Origin of the sequence: Bacillus sp. FDAARGOS_527, assembly GCF_003812125.1 — a bacterium.
Lineage (GTDB): Bacteria > Bacillota > Bacilli > Bacillales > Bacillaceae_G > Bacillus_A > Bacillus_A paranthracis.
Window position 1 is genome coordinate 192782 of the sequence record NZ_CP033789.1, and the last position, 18620, is coordinate 211401.

An 18620-nucleotide genomic window follows, 5' to 3' on the forward strand; every position below is an offset into this window, starting at 1 on the left:
ACAAAGACCGTTACATAATACATTAATTTGCTGGTAAAAAAGCAGGATGTTGTTGATATACAAGGGATTGTCACAATATTCGTTATTAATCATCTATCTATTATCGGGGTTAAAACATAACAATAGATGTATTGAAATTGATCCACCTCTACAATGTGATAACGGCCATTATCCGTTAAAACATAACAATAGATGTATTGAAATTTAAGTCATTATATGACACCGTATGCTATGTGGATTGTTAAAACAGAACAATAGATGTATTGAAATCAAACAAGATTACAACTATTGAACAATGTCGTCAATCGTTAAAACAGAACAATAGATGTATTTAAAAAGATAACAAATCATTAAGAAACCCTGGTTGCAAGAGTGTAAATTATTAAATTTTTGGTGAATTTCCACGCCATAAATGGAGAAGTAATACAAGGTGAATTTACCAAGTGTCAACACTCCATAAGGTAGTATCGAATGTTAAAAAAACATTGATACATAAGCATTTTGGATGCTTTGAAGGGTGTAACACAAAGACCGTTACATAATACATTAATTTGCTGGTAAAAAAGCAGAATATTGTTGATATACAAGGGGTCATCGCAAAATTCATTGTTAATCATCCATATATTATTGGGGTTAAAACATAACAATAGATGTATTGAAATTGTATAGCGACAGATAATTCATTCGTCTCAGTATTTCGTTAAAACATAACAATAGATGTATTGAAATATGTATTGTTTTTATAAGGCGATAAGAGAAACTGGTTAAAACATAACAATAGATGTATTGAAATTATTACCCACAATATATTTTGCTCCTTTCTATTCCTTGTTAAAACAAAACAATAGATGTATTGAAATTGGGGAGACGCTCGGCACTTCACAAAATCATTGCGAAGTTTAAACAACACGATAGATATATAGGAGTCTCATTGAACTTTGATTCGATTTGTATATAAATAGAGTAAATGTTATTATATAAGTAATCCAATACTGAAAAAATCATATTGCAAAAGGACACACCTACGCATAACCATAGCGTAGGTGTGTCCTTTTTTTGTTTAAGGAGGAAAAAGTTATGGGGAAAACATTATTTATTGCAGAAAAACCAAAAGTGGCCAATGAAATTATGAAATCACCGCGATTCCGTCACTCACAAAAGTATACTGGTAGCAAACCTTATTATGGTTATTATGAAAATGATCATTATATTGTTAGTTGGTGCCGTGGGCATCTTCTGGAATTAAAAAATCCAGAAGAGATGGATCCAAAGTACAAAGTGTTTAGTTTAGAACACCTACCTTTAATTTATGAGCCAGCTTATAAGGTGAAACAAGAAAATGCTGAACAATTACAAATCCTTGTTAAACTGCTGCAACGCCCTGATGTTGACCATGCCGTGAACATTTGTGACGCGGACCGCGAGGGAGAGTTAATCTATAGGGAAGTATATGAATTTGCAGGTGTGAATAAAAAGCAATCTCGTGTATATAAATCCTCTTTTGAAGCGGCAGAATTAGAGAGAGCTCTCAATCGATTAGAAAGTGCGTCTAAATACGATGGACTCGCGTATTCTGCTAAAGCAAGGCAGTATCTGGATTATCTATTAGGAATGAATATAACCAGGGGATGTACCACAAAATTAGCACAAAATAAGTTCTTATTGTCATCCGGCCGTGTACAAATGTGTTTATTAAATGAGATACGCCAACGCGAATTAGCAATTGAAAACTATAGAGAACAATCTTATTATCATCTGCAGTTAATAACAGATTTAGGACTTAAACCGGTTATGAAAACAGAAGACCCAGTGTTAAACCCATCGCCATTAAGAAGTTTGGGAGAAGATTTAAAAGGGCAATATCTTGTAGTAGAAGAGTTTAAAGAGGGAACCAGGAAGAAGAATCCTAAATTGCTATATAACTTAACAGACCTGTATAAAGATGCCCATGCGCAATTACAAATTAATGCTGAAACTTCCAGAAAACACATTCAAACTTTGTATGAAGAAGGTTTCATAACCTACCCACGCTCATCTTCTAGGCATTTACCTACAGAACAAGTGGATCGTGTAAAAGGTGTTATGCAGGCACTAGCTAAGAGTCAGTATTCTTTCCTGGTACAATCCGTTGACATTGAAGCAATTGATGTGAAACATAAAACGTTCAATGATGAGCTTGTATCAAGCCATTTTGCTATTATACCGACGACTAAACAATATCAAGAGGAAGGTCGTCCAGAGATTGAAAAACAACTATATAGCCTCGTGGTAAAACGTTTTGTGGGTAATTTCATGCGTCCTGCAGTATACCTGGTAAGAGAAGTATCGCTTATTGACGCGATGGGAAATATCTATCAAACAAAAGAAAGTGTACTTCGAGAAAAAGGGTTTCTAGAAGTGTTTCAAGAGGAAGTAGAGGAAGAAAGTGTGGAAGTATTTAAAATTCCTATCATGCAAAAAGGACAGGAACTTCAAATCTGCGATTTTGAGTTACAGGAATCCAAAACAAAGAAACCAGCTCTACACACAGAAAGCTCAATTCTGACTTTCATGGAAACAGCAGGACGGAAAATTGACGATGAACATTTAAAAGAATTAATGAAAGGGAAAAGAATTGGAACCGTTGCGACCGAAGCGACCTTTATTCCAGCTCTACACGAGAAAAACTATATAGCCATTGAAAAAGGGAAAATTACAACGACTCCAATTGGCCGTTCCTTTATTGAGCAATTTCCTGTCTCGCAAGTCAAAGATCCATTATACACAGCTGAAATGGAAGGGATGATATATCGCATTGAAAAGAATGAGATGAGTTATAAAGAATTCATTGTACAAACCAATGAATTTATACAAAAAATAACGCAAGAAATTATAAAAATCCCTGACGCGGTTTCGTACAATTTAATAGAGAACTGGAAGCAACAAATAGAAGTATGCAAATGCCCTTGTGGAAATGGAATAATTTTAGATAGAGGGAAATTTTTCGGGTGTAGTAACCATCCAAACTGTAACGTTGGATTCCCCAAAAGAATAAAGGAAAAAACAATTCCTGCAGCACAAGTTAAAAAACTGTTTGAAGAGAATAAAACGGATGTTATAAAAGGATTTAAATCAAATGGCAAAGAGTTTTCTGCTTATCTAGCATTTATAAATGGTGAAGTAAGCTTTAATTTGCCTACAGTTGAAGAATTATCACTCGGACGTTGTCCAAAATGTCAAAATGGACACATTTTAAAACGTGATACGTTTTTTGGGTGTTCAGATTATCAAAGTGGATGTAATTTTGCAATATTCGCTAAAATTAAAGGAAAGAAATTATCTGATAGCCAGATTAAGAAATTATTGAAGAATCGTGTTACAGACTTTATTCATGGTTTTAAAGGAGATTACGGAGAATTCACTGCAGCTATCCGATTAAAGGAGGACCTTAGAATTTGTTTTGAACGTCCAACAACGGCTGATCGTACAGTAGGTAAATGTCCATTATGCCAGAGTAGGGTTATAATAGGGAAAACAAACTATCTATGTGAACAATACAAGAAGGACTGTGATTTCATCATTTCAGGAATGATACTCGAAAAAAAAATTACAGCTAATCAAATTAAGAAATTACTAGAAAAGAATATGACTGATACAATTCAAGGATTTAAATCAAAAAAAACGGGGGAATTATTCGGTGCAAAATTAACATATGACTCCGCACAGAAGAGACTTACGTTTATAAATGAGAAGAAGAAATAATATCGCAAAATCTTAAATTTCATATATAAAATTAATAAGAACTATGATATGATGAAAGTAACAAAATACTTCTAAAACTATCTTGCAAAAGGACACACCTACGCATACATATGCCATAGGTGTGTCCTTTTTTATGTATTTTTAAGATTTCAAGACTCAAAAGGGGGATATATATTGTGTACCAGTAATATAACATCTACTAATGTATCTTTTGAAAAATTGAAAAGTCAGGAAGAGAATGAAAAAAGCATGGCGTCGATATGCCCGAATTGTAAGAAACGTTCATTTAGAGAACTATATAATGATTATCCAAAATGGATACAGTTTTGCCTATGTTGTAATTATCGAGAAGTAAATACATTGGAAAGTCCGTTTGTTTATTAGACACAGCTATTTTCGTATTTTAAGTAGGAGGAAGAAATTTCGATATGAAAATATGGATTAAAGCTATTTGTATAACATCATTCGTAATTCAAATGTCAGCATGCAGCAGTTCCGCGCAAACAAAAATTGATTCGAGACCTGCCCAAGCAGTACAAAACGGAATACAACGGCACGTAGAAGGGAAAGGTATTGTTGATATTCCAGAAGCTTATAAGGGGAAATTAAAAGGCTTAGAGACCGTTAAAGGGAAGGTATTACATATAAAAGACGGAGATACGATAGACGTAAACGTAAAGGGGCAGAAACAGACGGTAAGGTTACTGTTATTAGATACCCCTGAGTCTGTATCTCAAAAAATCCCACCACAAAAAATGGGAAAAGAAGCTTCTTCCTTTTTAAAGAAACAGCTAGATGGGAAAAGTGTAACCTTGGTTTATGATCAAGGACCAAAAGAAGACAAGTACGGTAGGAAATTGGCTTATATATTTTGTAATGGTATACACATCAATGAATTAATGGCCAAGTCGGGTTATGGGATTGTAGCCTATATTTCTAAACCTAATACTACATTACTACCCGAAATGCTTGAGGCAGAAAAAGAAGCAAAAGAAGCAATGGCAGGAGTGTGGAGCATTAAAGGGTTTGTAAATGAAAAGAAACGGCATTATAACCGTAATGATGCAGCTTAGCACCCTAATCCATTGCAATACAAATATTTTTGTAAAATGGAGGTTTTTTGAATGGATGAAAACAAAAGAAATATGCTCTTATCCTTTATCATTTCAATTTTATTTATTTTCGCGAGCCTATTACCATTTAGTAATAATGAATATGTGTATGTTATCTCCAAAATCGGTGCTGCAGCTGGTGTAATAAATATTGTGACGATGAGCGTTTTCTTGTATTTTCAAAGCAAAAAAACGGGACATTTATTAAATCAGTAAATTAAAACTCAATAGTTTTCCTTACTCATATCTTTTTAAGCTAGGTAAGGAAAACCAAAAAGGAGTGTGAAAGGTGAGTCAAGTACCTGGATTTTTGAAGTTTGTTTTAGCGAAAGAAAGACGGTATGTATATTTAGTTGTAGCAGAAAAGAAAAACAAAAAAATACATACACACATGGTATATAGATTTGGTCCGCTAGAAAAAGCATTAGAAACAATGTACGAAATGCGTGGTGATTTTGAAAATCTTTTCCCTCTAGAATTAAAAGAGAGGGGATACGACTGGGAAGATATCAACGATTGGATACTTTCTATTGAAACAGGGTACTCGAAACACGGAAATAAACTAGTCATATATTAGCAAATGTTTTGCATTTTAAAAAAACACGTGAGGCGAAAATAAGATGTCGATCATTCAAAAGTATCACATTGCAATTGCTTGGACGATAGCTACTAGCGCAATGCTTATAAGTTTAATTTTTAGTGAATGGATGAAGCTGCCTCCATGTAATTTGTGCTGGTATCAAAGGATGGCCATGTATCCATTAGTATTAATATTGGGTATAGGAATGTATAGGAAAGATCCTAATGTAAGTATATATGCATTTCCATTTGCATGTATTGGATTAATAATATCTGTCTATCAAATTACGATTCAGGCTTTTCCAACAAGTGAAATGAAGATATGTTCAGTAGGTGTTTCTTGTACAGAAGATTATTTGAATTTGTTTGGTTTCATCTCGATTCCTATGCTATCTTTTGTTGGATTTTTAGCCATCATAATACTTTTATATATTAAACCAGATAAAGAGACAAAAGAACAAATAACACAGCGATTATAATCGATATACTCATACAAACACAAAATACTTATAACTGAAAATAAAAAAAGAAACTAAAAAGGAGAATTTAAAATGACAACTATTCAAGCAAGTAATGAAATGCACAAAATCCCAGAGGCGGATGTAGAATTATTAAAGATTATGGCCCATCCAGTTAGGTTACAAATCGTGAAGGAGCTAGAACACCGCAAGATTTGTAATGTAACACAATTAACGGAGCTATTAGATATTCCTCAATCTACCGTATCTCAGCATTTATCTAAAATGCGTGGGAAGATTCTTCGTTCGGAAAGAAGGGGATTAGAGATGTATTATCATATTGTAAATTCAAAAGCATGTCAGATTGTTAGTGTACTAGGTTTATAATTAGCTCAAACTAAATAGCAGATTATGAGATTAAAAATAAAATAAGGGCAGCCTGATATGGCTGCCCTTATTTTATTTGTGATTTTGCATATATTTTTGCACATTTAGTTTAGCAAATATTATTCTTTTCTATCAAACTTCAATCTTATTTTTTCTCAATATGTTTCGTTTACTTTTATATTATAATAAACTTAATTCTTTTTATTTATGCATATTTCCTGGGGTGAATCCTTGTACTGAGGATTCCTTTTTTATTTTACACTACTGCAAAAATAAACGTAATTCAAATTGGATTTTAAACTGGTATTCATAAAGAAACTGTTGAAATAGCCTGTTTGTAAATGAACTGTTGCTTTCCATGACTGGAAACTAGCACTGAAAATTTATCAACAGCGATAATTATCCCTGGCACCCTTATTCCGTTTAATAAAAATATCGTTACTAATCTTTTTTCCTCTATTAATTTTGTGTAAAAATCTTCTTGTGTATGCATTAATAGTTTCCGCCTCTCTTTAAATGTTCTAATCTTTTTAAATCCTTCTTATGGATGCAAAAGGAATAGTTTAATAGTATCATTTTTGTATTATATAAAGATTTTTAAATGATGTTTTTATGATTCTTATTCGGAGCAATTTCGTATAAAACAAAAGCCTTCACCATAAAGTGAAGACTTTTGTTTATTTATTATCCACCATGATTTCCGTGTGCATATTGAATAACATCAATAGCTTTTTGTGTTTCTGTAGGGGATTGGGCACCAAACATTAAAGTAAAAATAGTAATTACACCAGCTAAACCGAGAATTGTCTTTTTCATTTTAATGCCTCCTTCTCAAAAGCTTTTTTTCCTGCTTGAGAACATGAATAGAAATAACAGCTTGCTTTAACATGGTTATTTTCTTTATAAAATGCAGTAGCAAGATATTCTTCATACTCTTTGATGTATTCAAAAAGTTCTTGCTCTTTAAAATATGATACGCCTTCTAACACTGTCCTTTCAAGTGCTTCGGCAGGAAAATCTCCATTCATTGCATCTAATATTTTAAAATGGTGCAGATACTCTATATTTGCAACCTCTTCACAAATGGAATGTCCTTTTACTATGAGATCTTTTGCAACGGAGTGATTTCCTTCTTTCATATGTTCTCTTGCCTCAATAAATAGTGCTTTATAATTGTTAGGCATTTTTTGATTTACTTCTGAAAGATATCTAATAGCTAATGGCGAAAGGTTTTGAGTAGCATACATTAACCCTAAATTTTGACGAACCATTAAAATAAATTGCTCTTCGTTTATTTTTTGGAACATATCCATTGCTTTCGTGAAATATTCTTCAGCGAGTTCCCATTCTCTCAAATGAGTACAAGCTAAGCCTATAAGGTTATCACAAAAAGCGACATTAATTTCATACCCAGCATGTTGAGCAAAGATTTCCCTTGCCTCTGATACTTTTTTATAAGATAAAAGCCCTTGATATATATCATAATGGAAAGCTCCAACTTTATAATAAAATTCCGCTTTTTCCAATTCATCAGGAATGCAGTCTAAAAGTTTTTCTGCATTTTCATAACTCTCTTTTGCGATTTGATATTCTCCAATAGTAGAGGCATGAATTCCTTTGAAAAAGTGATAATAATAAGCTAAGAAATTATCTGTAGGCATATCAAAAGCCTCAACTTTGTCAAAACTGCTTTTTGAAACGCTTAAATTATCAATTACAAATTGATATCTAAAATCTAGTAGTGAGTAGTAGAGCAATAAATTCTGATCCTCTTCAATACTATGAATCTTAGTATCAATTATTTCTTTTAATTGATGAGCATTACCTATACGTCTTGAGCGGATTTCAAGATACCAATCGTTTAGTAGCTTTGTAATTTCATTGTTTCCCTTAGTTGAAACAATCATTATTTATTCCCCCATCCTATAGAAGTCTACTAATGTTATATATTACCATTATAGCGAAATCTATATTTTATTTAACAGTTTTAAATTTATTTTTCAATAGAATTCAGAAAAAACAGTTAATTTAAAATAACTGACTTACATTTAATTCACAAAAACGTAATATAGTTGAAGTGAGTTTAATTATCACATTTGCGTAATAGAAGAATTAATAAATATATAAGCAGAAAGAATTTTTGAGGGTACTAATGCAGATGGTGTATGGAGTAAGGCTATATTCAAAGTAAAAGAAGGTAACTATTATTATATATCTGAGAATAGTACGTTCGAGGTAACTGACAATGAGTATCTAAATGTAGAAGTGTTAGAAGAAATCCAGCGGGGGGGGGGATCATAATTTGTTTGCGGTAAAAGGGGACGAAAGAGACATGCTGCAGCAGTTAGAGATGGACGGATTTAATTTTGAAGATGTAGAATGGGGAGAGCTTAATCTATTGGATAACGAAATTATGAGTAGTACGGATGCAATAGAAGAGTGGGGAATTAAATCATCAACATTACGTAAAAGAATAAATGATTTCCCAAAAGGCTCAATCCGTAAAATTGGCACGACATATGCTGTGACTCGATTTGGAATGCGCTGTGTTTGCGGTTCAAATAAAAAGTGAGTAAAAATAAATTAGGGGAGGTAGCGTTCGATGAAGAATCACACAAGGAATTCTAAGGGACAATTACTACAAACTAATAAGGAAATGGTCTGACCTAAAGCAAAAACAGCGTGAAACCATATCAAATTGGCTGAGAGAGGCTTATATAGAGAAGATTAAGGTTCATAACCGTAGATTGAAACCGAGAGAACATGAGGATGTTTTAGAAAGTGTTATGAGTAAAATCTATAATCGTGAAATTTGGATTCCGGATTACGAAGTCGAAAAGTATTACAAAGGAAAAATAAATAAATGGTATAACAAACATATTTCATTGAAAGAAAAAAATGAAAAGGAGGAGAACAAATGAAACATAGTATCGGAAATGTGAGTACTTCCTATATAATTCGTCTAATTTTAAATGATTTAGACACATTTATCACAGGAGGAAAAAGGCAGTTTAATTTCTGCTCAGAATCTGGAATATCCCCTGTGGAGGAGCTAATTGCGGATTGGTTGGAGTGGTTTAATGATTACCCGCAAGGTATATCGCCCGATGAATTAAAAGGAATTAAAAGGGAGATAGGCGAATTGATGGGGAGTATGTCTATATGGTGTCATCATATTGAAGAAAGAGAAGGATTTATAAAGCAATTTAGCGATTATTTCGGGGAATATATAGGTTTCTGTAAATTAGTTAGGGATGTATATCTCGAAGAGCTAAAAGATGAGTCGTCATATTAGTATCATCTATTCCTAATATTTTTATAAAAGGAAATTCATATAAACGTTCTTCAGATGATGAAAAAGTTAAAGGAGAAAAGAAAGTGAAATTAGAGATTGAAAAGTTTATTAGTGAAATAGAATTTCCGGAAGCTGCTATGAGTCTTATTGAAGAGGGAATATTATGTTATAAAGCAGGAGCTTATAGATCAGCGTATATCATGTCATATTTATTTTTTTTAAGTATAGTGAAGTACAGAGCATTAGAAAGTTCATATGTTCCCATTGGGTATGGTAGGGAATTGAAGAAGAAAACAGATGAAATTTCATACGATGAATTCTGGGAAAGAAAAGTATTCGACTTAATTACTACAGGAAAATTACATAGTGGTTATTTTGAATTTAGCGAATCGATAATTAATCAAATGGAATATTGGAGGACTTTGAGAAACGATTGTGTACATTCTAAAGGTAATCAAATTGTAGCAGCGCATGTTGAATCATTTTGGTTATTTATACAATCAACTCTTCCTGAGTTAGTAAATAACTATAGGAAGAATGTCTTATCTAGAGAGCTCGAGGAATTCTTCGAAAATTAGTGATTTTATAATCCTAATGTGGATTTGCCATATTTTAAAGAAGTTAAGGAACGAGTTAATGAAAATACAGAATGGCATGTTTATTATTACAGTGAGAATGATATTGAAAATTTTAGAGATAAATTGACTCAAATAGGCATAATTGAACAATATATAAAATTTATACACTGTGACACATTTTATGATTTACCTTTAGTAAAGCAAACAATAGAAAATTAAACCCACGCTTTTTGATTAATCTTTATTCCAAACCAACACCTAATATCGGAAAATGATAAAATAAAATATAAGAAAACCATCGTGATTTTCTCTACGATGGTTTTCTAAATATATAAAAGCCCTAGTTAATTAGTGATGAAGAAGATATTGTAACATACGTTTCGTATTACGTAAAATATATGAATTGAATATATATTGCATAATATCATTTATAAAATGTCCTTTTTAATTTACTCAATCAATTGTTGAATTTTAGAGGAAATATATATTTTAAGATATTAGCATAGCAAATTCTGTATAAATAAATTCTACTTCTTTCATTATAATTTCTAAAATTCAGTACTGCGTTAATATGCTTATTATGATGTGTATCGCAAGCAGGGCATTTCCACTTAAAAGATATTAGTGTTGGGATAAGATCTAAACGCTTTATTATTTTAAAAAAATAATCAGATAATTTAGATAATTCATTGACATATTTTTGGGAATTGCATACAATATTTACTATATTATAGATTGATTACCACTAAAGATTTGCTAGAGTTCATAAAACATCCTTAGTAATATCATTCGGCTTAAAGGAGCTAATTAAATGAGAAATAATAAAAATTTGTGGATACTTATGTTTGGAGTACTTGGTGCAGAGCTTGGGATGTGGCTGGGACTTATAGGGAATTTAGAATTTCTTCAGAAGAATGTAGAATCCAGTTTCAATCAGTCACTCATATTAATAATAGGTATAGCAACTGGTTTCATTTTTGGCCCGTGGGCAGGTACCCTTATTGACTCGTTAAATAAAAAGTTTGTACTTATTCTATCAGGAGTAGTTCGAATTTTTGCGGTCTTATTTATGTTAATGGCTGTAAATTTAAATTCTGTAATTTGGATGCTGGTATCTATGTTTTTAATAGGCATAGCTTCATCATTTTATTTTCCAGGAGTTCAATCAATAATCCCCTTAATCGCAAAAGAGGAAAAATCCTTAATAGAAGCAAATGCCATTCAAATGAATGTAATGACCTTTGCAAGAATTATAGGTACTGCACTAGCAGGTGTTTTACTTTTATTAATCTCTTTAAAAGAAATATATACATATAGTTTAATAGCCTATTCAATACTGCTAATAAGTACATTCTTTTTAAAATTTGAAGAACCAAAAAAAGTAGTTAGTAAAAGTGGAAAAAAGAAATTTGCATTCAAAGAAGTATTCCCAATTATTAAATCAAATCCTCTAGTGTTTAAATCGTTAGTTTTATCGATTATACCTTTTAGTTTCATTTCAGGATTTAACCTAATAGTAATAGAAGTCAGCAATATTCAAAGTGATCCCTCAATTAAAGGTTTATTATATACAGTTGAAGGTTTAAGTATGATATTAACAGGGTTTTTAGTGAAGTCTTTAGTGAAAAAAAAGGATATTATAAATTTTATAATCCTATCTTGTGTGCTAATGTTTATCTCTGAATTTTTATTGATTTTTTCATCTGCAATAATTATACCTTTTATCTCATTCTTCCTATTTGGTTTATCTTGTGGGATATTTATGCCATTAACAGCTACTTTATATCAACGACAAATTGAGAGTGAATTTCACGGGAGATTTTTTTCTTTTAAAAGAATTGTAGAAACAGGTATTGGACAAATTGCATTGTTAACCCTAGGTGCGGGTTTAGATATATTTGACTTAACTGAATTAATGATTTTTGTAACTGTAATTTCTTTAATAATAATTATTTATACTATTGCAGCCCCTTCATTAAGAGATGAAAAAGAAAAAGATGTTGATGAAGTTTCTTGGTAGTAAATCTGAATTGAAAGGAGGTGAAATATTATGAAAAAATTCAAGCCAGCTTTTGAGGTAACACAAGTAGGATCCATGCAATGGAATCGTACGAACCCAGGTTCAATTGTTGAAGCAACAAATCAAGGGAAAGCGGTAGATATTCCTCAGGATGTTCTAGAACAAGTGAAAAATGCAATTAAAGCTGAAATTAGTAAAAGATAATGAAAATGAATAAGATTTATACTTAGTTAATAATAAAAATTCTTAAATATAAAGGTAGGTACTTTATTAATTTTATAAAGCCTGCCTTTATATTTTAAAGAAGGAGAAATATTATGAAATTTAGAGGACCTGTTCATGTAGATTTCAATTTGACTAATGGGTGTAATTTAGCTTGTTCTCACTGTCACAGTTCTTCAGGACCAAAATTAGATAATGAACTTAAGACAGAAGAAATTTTAGATGTTATAACTGAAATTTATTCTATGGGTGTTCTAAGGATTGCTTTTGCTGGTGGAGAGCCTTTTATTAGAAGAGATATTATTGATATTCTTTCACATGCATGTTCATTTCCAGGATGGCAGGTATCTGTTATATCAAATGGATTGTTTTTTACGGAACGAAACATTAAATTATTAAAGGAAAAATGTCCGAACTTAAACGTTAATATTAGCTTAGACGGATCCACTGCTGAAAATTATAGTATATTAAGAAAGCAGGTTAACAATCCTAATTTCAATCCTGTTCCCTTATTTGAAAAAGTTGTGAAAAGTATCAAGGATATGGTGAAAGCCGGATTTAATACATCTGTTAACTTCACTTTAACTAAAGCCACAATTGAAGATTGGATACCAACATATGAGTTAGTAAACGATTTAGGTGCACATGCTTTGGTTGGAATTAAATTTTTCCCAGGAGGGTATGGTAAAGAGCACTTAGAAAAGTTTGAGTTACCTTATGATCTTTGGAGTAGTTATTTCACAGCAGTAACCAGAGAAAAGTTAAAAGGTAAGTATAATAAAATGCAGATTTCAGTTCCTGCTGCCTGGGAGTTTTATTTACCATTTATTCAAGGGAATATAGATATTAAATCAGGCGAAGATGTTTGGAATTACCGAAGTCCATTACAGGAGAAAGAGTATCGAAAAGATAGAAGTGTTGGGGATATCGCGGGAGTAGCAGAGTTATCTATTTCATCAAATGGCGATGTATATCCATCAATACTTTTGATTGGGGAAGATGAATTATTGTGTGGGAATTTGAGGGAAGAAAATATTCGAAATATTTGGAATGGTAGCGAGGTATTAAGAAGCTTTAAAGATTTGGATATAGAACTAATACGAGGAATGTGTAATAAATGTGGAATTAAAGAAATGTGTGGTGGAGGTTCTAGATCTAGAGCCTTTGCAGGTATTGGTAACATTTTGGCTGAGGATTATACATGTCCACTGGTTAAGGGGAGAGAAGTAATAAATGTATAACATGAAGATAATTGGAAATAGTTGCAATGCCATTAGGATTTATAGGGATCAGTTTGGTTGTGAGATTCGATTTGGAAGCGCATTAATTACTTGTAATGAAGATGCTGCAAGGATATTAGATATTGTTACAACTAGCAGCCCTAACGAGGGTTTAAAAATACTTGCTACATTAACTGGTGAAAATGAGATTTTACAAAACTATAAAATGGTTAAGGAAGTCTTATTAAATTTAAACAAAGCAGGTGTTTCACTTGAAATTTGGAATGAGGAGTGGTTAAACTTTGATAAACAAAATTCCGGAGTATAGAGATGTATTAGTATTGGCACCATTCCGAAGAGCTGTTTTCAGAAACGCTGTATCCTCACTATACCCTTTTATAGAACCTATTGATTCTCCCCCGTTACTTGTTGCTGGAGCAATACAAAGTAAAGGTCTGGGAGTAAATTATTTTCCATTAATTAATCTTTTTAATGGTTACAACGAGGAAACTGACTACCCGAAATTATACGAATTATTAAAAAACAACCCTTCTAAAATGGTTGTTTTTAGTGCAGATAATTTTATACCAAGTAGAAGCACAGCTTCTGTGTATGGAATTAGAACTATATCTCGTATTCTACGAGATATTAATCCTAGAGTAATTGTTGGGGTTACTGGAAGAATGGCCACAGTTCTTAAGGAAAAATTATATAAAATAGTTCCAGAACTTGATTTTTCAATAATTGGTGAGCCGGAAGAAGTGATAGGGGATATTGCTGCAGAAATATTAATTAACGGATTAGGAGCAGCTGATAAAAAATTTAATTCTTTATTAACTAAAAATAATGTAAATAAAGTTCCAGTTCCTGCAATGGTAATGGATTTAGAAAATATGGCTTTACCAGCATATGAATTGTTGGAACATACATTTGAAATATATGAGGATTTAACAGGTATTAAGCCTAAAAACATCCCATTTAGTATCAGAACAACTTTAGGTTGCAAATTCAGGTGTAGATTCTGCAGTGGGGTTCCCAACTGGTTAAATTATAGAAAGAAATCACCTGAAAGGATAGATAAAGAAATTAAAAGATTGAAAAGATCTTTAGGAGAAATAGCTACAATCTCATTTTTAGAAGATGAAATCTTTACAAAAGATATTGAACATGTGAAAAAAGTAACAAATATATTCAAAGAGAATGGAATTTTCTTAGAAGGATTGTATACACACTCCTCTTTAATGAGTTCTGAGATAGCTCAATTATTATTACCCATAACAAATAGAGTATATTTTGGTTTAGACAATGCAAATGATAATATTTTAAAAAAAATGGGGAAGGGGCAAAAGTTAGATACAGTTTTACATGCCATTGAATTAGCTAGGGATAAAGGGTTAAAAGTTCACTTAGAATGGATTATTGGTACGCCAGAAGAAGATATTGATTCCTTATTAACTTCTTTGACTACAATTTTTAATTTGTTAAGTACAGGAATAGTGGATAATATAAATACTTATGTATACTGTCCACATCCGGGAACAGAGTATGCCATGAATCCAGAGAAATATAATTTAAATATTGTTGAAGATTATGATTATATGCAGGAGTCAGGAGGATATCCCACATACTCTACCGATAAACTGAATAGGAATCAAATATTTACGGCTTATTTAATGAGCCAACTAATCATTATAGAGGCTAAGCAAGCAAGAGAACACTCTGGAATCAAAACTTCTGTAAGGTTTCAAAATAAAAAAGAGCTTAGATATCTTTTTAATTCAATTAGTGGCACCCAAATGGTAGATGGTATAGGAGGAAGACGATGAAAAGTAATCATGTATATATTCTCGGAGTAAATATGTCAAATCATGATAGGTCCGCTTGTTTATTGAAAAACGGAGAGGTTTTAGTTGCAATTTCAGAAGAGAGACTAGATAGAAGGAAGAAGTCCGAAGGATTCTATGAGAACAATCCTAGAAGTATAGTTATTCCTCCGTTGGCTTCAATTACATATGTACTGCAAGAAGCTAATATATCTTTGGATGAACTAGATTTAGTTGTATGTGGAAGATCAATAAATTCTTGTAAAAATGATTTCCTATCTTATTTCCCTATAGACTCTACAAAAGTAGTTGAAATTCCTTTGCCTGGTCATCATCTAGCTCATGCATATAGTGCTATCGGGACAGCACCTTTCAAAGAGGCCGCAATACTTGTCATAGATGAGCAAGGTCATCATTTAAATGGAAATTTCGAAAAATGTTCCTTATATCATTATACCTCAGGAGAAATCCAAGAAGTAAGAAAATATTTCGGTAATAAAGAAGATATTTCTTTAGGAATGTTTTATGATATTTTTGCCTCACTGATTGGTTTAAGTGAAGCAGGGACCCCTGCTGCTGGTAAACTTATGGGATTAGCTCCTTATGGGAATAAACGTGAAGAATGGCCAGAATTAATAACTCTCATAAATGGAGACACTTATATTTCGCTAACAAGAATTGATAATTTTTTGTCAAATATTCTTCCTATTAGAAAAGGTATGGAAGATTATTTGGTAACTCATATAGATGGACTGCTAAAAAAATATATTGCAATTCATTGGGATACAACCCTAGCATATGATTTAGCATATAAAGCTCAGGAAGAACTTGAAAGGGCTATCTTATATTTATCTACTGATTTATTAGAGCGTACTAGTGCAAAATGTTTATGCTATGCTGGTGGAGTAGCTTTGAATTGTACTGCTAATGGAAAATTATTAGATATCGGGTGGGAGGACATCTTTGTGCACCCTGCGGCAACTGATGATGGTAATGCAATTGGACTGGCTTTATATGGTTGGCATAAAGTACTCAAAAATCAATTAGATGTACCCATGGAATTTAATCCATTTCTAGGAAAAAAATATAAAATTGATGATATTATGCTGAGTTTAAAAAATTACAATCTAGATGGATATGTTGAAAAAACTAATCCCATAACTATAGCTGTAGACTTATTATTAAATAATAAAATTATTTGCTGGTTTCAAGGACAAAGTGAGTGGGGACCTCGGGCATTAGGTGCGAGGAGTATATTAGCAAACCCTTTGATGAATGGAATAACCAAAATACTAAATTCTAAAATTAAGCTTAGAGAGCATTTTAGGCCGTTTGGTATTAGTGGAACTGAAAAAGGTATTGAAAAATTACTTTATACTGATAATGTTGCTACTTCCTTAAAGCCATATATGCTGGCTGTGGGTAAAGTGAAAAATAATAGTTTAGATGAGATTAAACATAAAGATGATACAGTCAGATTTCAAGTGGTTAATCCAAATCTACAACCTAACTATTATAAGCTTATAAGAGAATTTGGGGAAATAACAGGTATTGAAGCAGTAATTAATACATCTTTTAATGTATTGGGTGAACCGTTAGTAGAGAGCCCAAATGATGCAGTAAGGCAATTTCTGTTAACCGAGGCTGACGTATTAATTATTGATAATTATGTGATAAACAGAGAGAATATACCAACATCGCTCTATAAAGAAATGCAAAAGGAAGCTTTTAATCAAACTTATGTGGATAAGTTAAAGTTATTACTTAATTTAGAGTATTTAGGGTACGAAGAAAAAGCAGATAATATTCTATCGAATTTTGGTTTGTGCGAAAAAGATTATCTTTCATTAGGTGCTAGTGATTTTCGTTCATATTGTGAATATATGCTAAAACTAGCTGTAAGACAAAAAAATTTCAATATGGCTGAAAACTATGCGAAAAATATATTAGAATGGAGTGCTTATTCGAAAGAATCAGCAACTGCGATAGAGTTTTTAGTAAATTATAAAAATGATGAGTATAGAGATATTGCGTACTTAATTAATCAGATAGCACCCCAAGGGGAGGCAAGTAATTTCTTTAGAAAACTACTTAGTGAGCAAATATAATTTAGAAAGGAGAGAATATTTTTGGAAGAAAAACAAAATGGATGCCCATTTTCTAATAAAATTTATTTTTCTATTCAAAAAAACAAATGGATAGTAGATGACTTGAATATAGCGAAAAATATACTAAATTCTAATTCTGTAAGAACTCCTCACTTAAGTGAATTTGATGAAGAAACCGCTAGTTTTTTTCTAGCCTTAACACTGTCGAATGATGAAAGTTTACCAAGATTAAAAAAAGTATTTTCCCGCTTTTTTACTTATAAAAATATAATATACCTATCAGACTTATACTTTATTCCTATAGCCTCTAATATCCTAGATATGCTTGAGGATGGGGAAATACATGATGTTAAAGAAACATATATTTCGCCTTATATAAAACAGGCTATCTTTTCGTTATTAGGAATCTCGGATCGTAAAGGATTTGAGCTAATGGCAGGTGTGAACTTTACTAGAAAGCAAGATGTGAGCGAAGAGTATTCAAAAGCAGCGTATCATATTGTTTTTGAACAAATTAGAAATTTAATTATTTCAGAACCTGTTAGTTCAGACGGTTTTGTATTCTTTTTAAGAAATTCAGAAACTTTGACGCTAGAAGAAAAAGTAACATTTGTTTACCCGTTTATTGAAATGCTTTGTGCAGAGATGACAATGGAGCTTCCTGTGGTTTTTTTGAAGAATTTATTGGAAATGAAGGAAGGTATAAATAAAGTAAATTTAGATAATTCTTTGTTTGAGAAGGTATTTGAAGAATCAGCAAGGTTATTAAATAATATATGCCTTACTAGGGTAGCAATACAAGATATTGAAATTAATAATCATGAAACCATAAAGAAAGGAGATAAAATAAATATTTTAGTTTCAGAAGCAAATAGAGATGAGAGCTATTTTAAAAAGGCTAGTAAATTTATATGGAATAGAGAAAATATGTATCAAAGTCTTTCTTTTGGACATGGAAGTCATTTTTGTTTAGGGAAAGATACAATTAAAGCAATGTCTCTGATTGCAGCCGAACAAATTCTTTTAAGAAATATAGAGTACTTTGCAGATTCTAACTCTTTTCGAACTATTACTTAG

At 31.9% G+C, this 18620-nt stretch carries 18 protein-coding genes and 2 pseudogenes; 17 read left to right on the forward strand and 3 right to left on the reverse strand.

The genetic code is table 11. The annotated features are described in order from the left end of the window. Positions 1 to 1077 precede the first annotated feature (1077 nt). From EGX95_RS01100 to EGX95_RS01130, 6 genes are all read left to right on the forward strand, one after another. Positions 1078 to 3741 (forward strand): type IA DNA topoisomerase, encoded by a 2664-nt coding sequence (locus EGX95_RS01100; protein WP_042512118.1) that lies wholly within the window; start codon positions 1078 to 1080, stop codon positions 3739 to 3741. A gap of 428 nt (positions 3742 to 4169) precedes the next feature. Next, positions 4170 to 4814: a thermonuclease family protein gene (locus EGX95_RS01110; protein WP_042512116.1), complete on the forward strand. Its 645-nt coding sequence runs from the start codon at positions 4170 to 4172 to the stop codon at positions 4812 to 4814. Between the two features lie 51 nt (positions 4815 to 4865). Continuing rightward, complete coding sequence (locus tag EGX95_RS01115) at positions 4866 to 5069, forward strand: hypothetical protein (RefSeq protein ID WP_042512115.1); 204 nt, start codon at positions 4866 to 4868, stop codon at positions 5067 to 5069. A 73-nt stretch (positions 5070 to 5142) separates the two neighbouring features. Further along, positions 5143 to 5430, forward strand: coding sequence for a hypothetical protein (locus tag EGX95_RS01120; RefSeq protein WP_000084559.1), 288 nt, complete (start codon positions 5143 to 5145; stop codon positions 5428 to 5430). Between the two features lie 43 nt (positions 5431 to 5473). Beyond that, positions 5474 to 5911 carry a disulfide oxidoreductase gene (locus EGX95_RS01125; RefSeq protein WP_042512114.1) on the forward strand — a complete coding sequence of 146 codons (438 nt, stop codon included), beginning with the start codon at positions 5474 to 5476 and terminating at the stop codon, positions 5909 to 5911. Between the two features lie 72 nt (positions 5912 to 5983). Beyond that, entirely contained in the window at positions 5984 to 6277 is a 294-nt protein-coding gene (locus EGX95_RS01130; protein WP_000207868.1) for an ArsR/SmtB family transcription factor, read from the forward strand. Positions 6278 to 6584: 307 nt separating this feature from the next. On the opposite strand, the gene hfq is transcribed toward EGX95_RS01130, so the two are convergent. The 3 genes from hfq to EGX95_RS01145 form a co-directional block, all read right to left on the reverse strand. Continuing rightward, the gene (gene hfq, locus EGX95_RS01135) at positions 6585 to 6770 is read right to left on the reverse strand and encodes an RNA chaperone Hfq (RefSeq protein WP_042512113.1); all 186 of its coding nucleotides are present in this window, start codon (positions 6768 to 6770) and stop codon (positions 6585 to 6587) included. A gap of 191 nt (positions 6771 to 6961) precedes the next feature. After that, positions 6962 to 7093 (reverse strand): hypothetical protein, encoded by a 132-nt coding sequence (locus EGX95_RS01140; protein ID WP_000751014.1) that lies wholly within the window; start codon positions 7091 to 7093, stop codon positions 6962 to 6964. After that, positions 7090 to 8184: a Rap family tetratricopeptide repeat protein gene (locus EGX95_RS01145; protein WP_042512112.1), complete on the reverse strand. Its 1095-nt coding sequence runs from the start codon at positions 8182 to 8184 to the stop codon at positions 7090 to 7092. Before EGX95_RS01145 ends, EGX95_RS01140 begins: the two co-directional genes overlap by 4 nt. 229 nt (positions 8185 to 8413) lie before the next feature. Between EGX95_RS01145 and EGX95_RS01150 the strand changes: the two are divergent. From EGX95_RS01150 to EGX95_RS01200, 11 genes and pseudogenes are all read left to right on the forward strand, one after another. After that, a pseudogene (locus EGX95_RS01150) lies at positions 8414 to 8849 on the forward strand (helix-turn-helix domain-containing protein). Between the two features lie 30 nt (positions 8850 to 8879). Then, positions 8880 to 9198 (forward strand): annotated as a pseudogene (locus tag EGX95_RS30985) (transposase). Further along, positions 9195 to 9572, forward strand: coding sequence for a hypothetical protein (locus EGX95_RS01160; RefSeq protein WP_042512111.1), 378 nt, complete (start codon positions 9195 to 9197; stop codon positions 9570 to 9572). Before EGX95_RS30985 ends, EGX95_RS01160 begins: the two are co-directional and overlap by 4 nt. A gap of 83 nt (positions 9573 to 9655) precedes the next feature. Continuing rightward, positions 9656 to 10150, forward strand: coding sequence for a hypothetical protein (locus tag EGX95_RS01165; protein ID WP_042512110.1), 495 nt, complete (start codon positions 9656 to 9658; stop codon positions 10148 to 10150). A gap of 811 nt (positions 10151 to 10961) precedes the next feature. Beyond that, positions 10962 to 12170 (forward strand): MFS transporter, encoded by a 1209-nt coding sequence (locus EGX95_RS01175; protein WP_052494312.1) that lies wholly within the window; start codon positions 10962 to 10964, stop codon positions 12168 to 12170. Between the two features lie 30 nt (positions 12171 to 12200). Beyond that, complete coding sequence (locus tag EGX95_RS30095) at positions 12201 to 12374, forward strand: hypothetical protein (RefSeq protein ID WP_154696215.1); 174 nt, start codon at positions 12201 to 12203, stop codon at positions 12372 to 12374. Positions 12375 to 12487: 113 nt separating this feature from the next. Continuing rightward, positions 12488 to 13633, forward strand: coding sequence for a radical SAM/SPASM domain-containing protein (locus EGX95_RS01180; protein WP_042512109.1), 1146 nt, complete (start codon positions 12488 to 12490; stop codon positions 13631 to 13633). Position 13634: 1 nt separating this feature from the next. Continuing rightward, complete coding sequence (locus EGX95_RS01185) at positions 13635 to 13940, forward strand: hypothetical protein (RefSeq protein WP_142995886.1); 306 nt, start codon at positions 13635 to 13637, stop codon at positions 13938 to 13940. Then, on the forward strand, positions 13915 to 15438 hold the full coding sequence (locus tag EGX95_RS01190; protein WP_061529248.1) for a B12-binding domain-containing radical SAM protein: 1524 nt from the start codon (positions 13915 to 13917) through the stop codon (positions 15436 to 15438). The genes EGX95_RS01185 and EGX95_RS01190 overlap by 26 nt, the downstream gene beginning before the upstream one ends. After that, a complete protein-coding gene (locus EGX95_RS01195) occupies positions 15435 to 17543 on the forward strand; it encodes a carbamoyltransferase C-terminal domain-containing protein (RefSeq protein WP_042512105.1) in 2109 nt (702 codons plus the stop codon). Before EGX95_RS01190 ends, EGX95_RS01195 begins: the two co-directional genes overlap by 4 nt. Positions 17544 to 17564: 21 nt before the next feature. Then, entirely contained in the window at positions 17565 to 18620 is a 1056-nt protein-coding gene (locus EGX95_RS01200) for a cytochrome P450 (RefSeq protein WP_042512104.1), read from the forward strand.

Bases quoted from the DNA above. Each gene is read 5' to 3' on its own strand.
- EGX95_RS01100 (WP_042512118.1), top strand. From the start codon at position 1,078: ATGGGGAAAACATTATTTATTGCAGAAAAACCAAAAGTGGCCAATGAA.
- EGX95_RS01110 (WP_042512116.1), top strand. From the start codon at position 4,170: ATGAAAATATGGATTAAAGCTATTTGTATAACATCATTCGTAATTCAA.
- EGX95_RS01115 (WP_042512115.1), top strand. From the start codon at position 4,866: ATGGATGAAAACAAAAGAAATATGCTCTTATCCTTTATCATTTCAATT.
- EGX95_RS01125 (WP_042512114.1), top strand. From the start codon at position 5,474: ATGTCGATCATTCAAAAGTATCACATTGCAATTGCTTGGACGATAGCT.
- EGX95_RS01130 (WP_000207868.1), top strand. From the start codon at position 5,984: ATGACAACTATTCAAGCAAGTAATGAAATGCACAAAATCCCAGAGGCG.
- hfq (WP_042512113.1), bottom strand. From the start codon at position 6,770: ATGCATACACAAGAAGATTTTTACACAAAATTAATAGAGGAAAAAAGA.
- EGX95_RS01140 (WP_000751014.1), bottom strand. From the start codon at position 7,093: ATGAAAAAGACAATTCTCGGTTTAGCTGGTGTAATTACTATTTTTACT.
- EGX95_RS01145 (WP_042512112.1), bottom strand. From the start codon at position 8,184: ATGATTGTTTCAACTAAGGGAAACAATGAAATTACAAAGCTACTAAAC.
- EGX95_RS01160 (WP_042512111.1), top strand. From the start codon at position 9,195: ATGAAACATAGTATCGGAAATGTGAGTACTTCCTATATAATTCGTCTA.
- EGX95_RS01175 (WP_052494312.1), top strand. From the start codon at position 10,962: ATGAGAAATAATAAAAATTTGTGGATACTTATGTTTGGAGTACTTGGT.
- EGX95_RS30095 (WP_154696215.1), top strand. From the start codon at position 12,201: ATGAAAAAATTCAAGCCAGCTTTTGAGGTAACACAAGTAGGATCCATG.
- EGX95_RS01180 (WP_042512109.1), top strand. From the start codon at position 12,488: ATGAAATTTAGAGGACCTGTTCATGTAGATTTCAATTTGACTAATGGG.
- EGX95_RS01185 (WP_142995886.1), top strand. From the start codon at position 13,635: ATGAAGATAATTGGAAATAGTTGCAATGCCATTAGGATTTATAGGGAT.
- EGX95_RS01195 (WP_042512105.1), top strand. From the start codon at position 15,435: ATGAAAAGTAATCATGTATATATTCTCGGAGTAAATATGTCAAATCAT.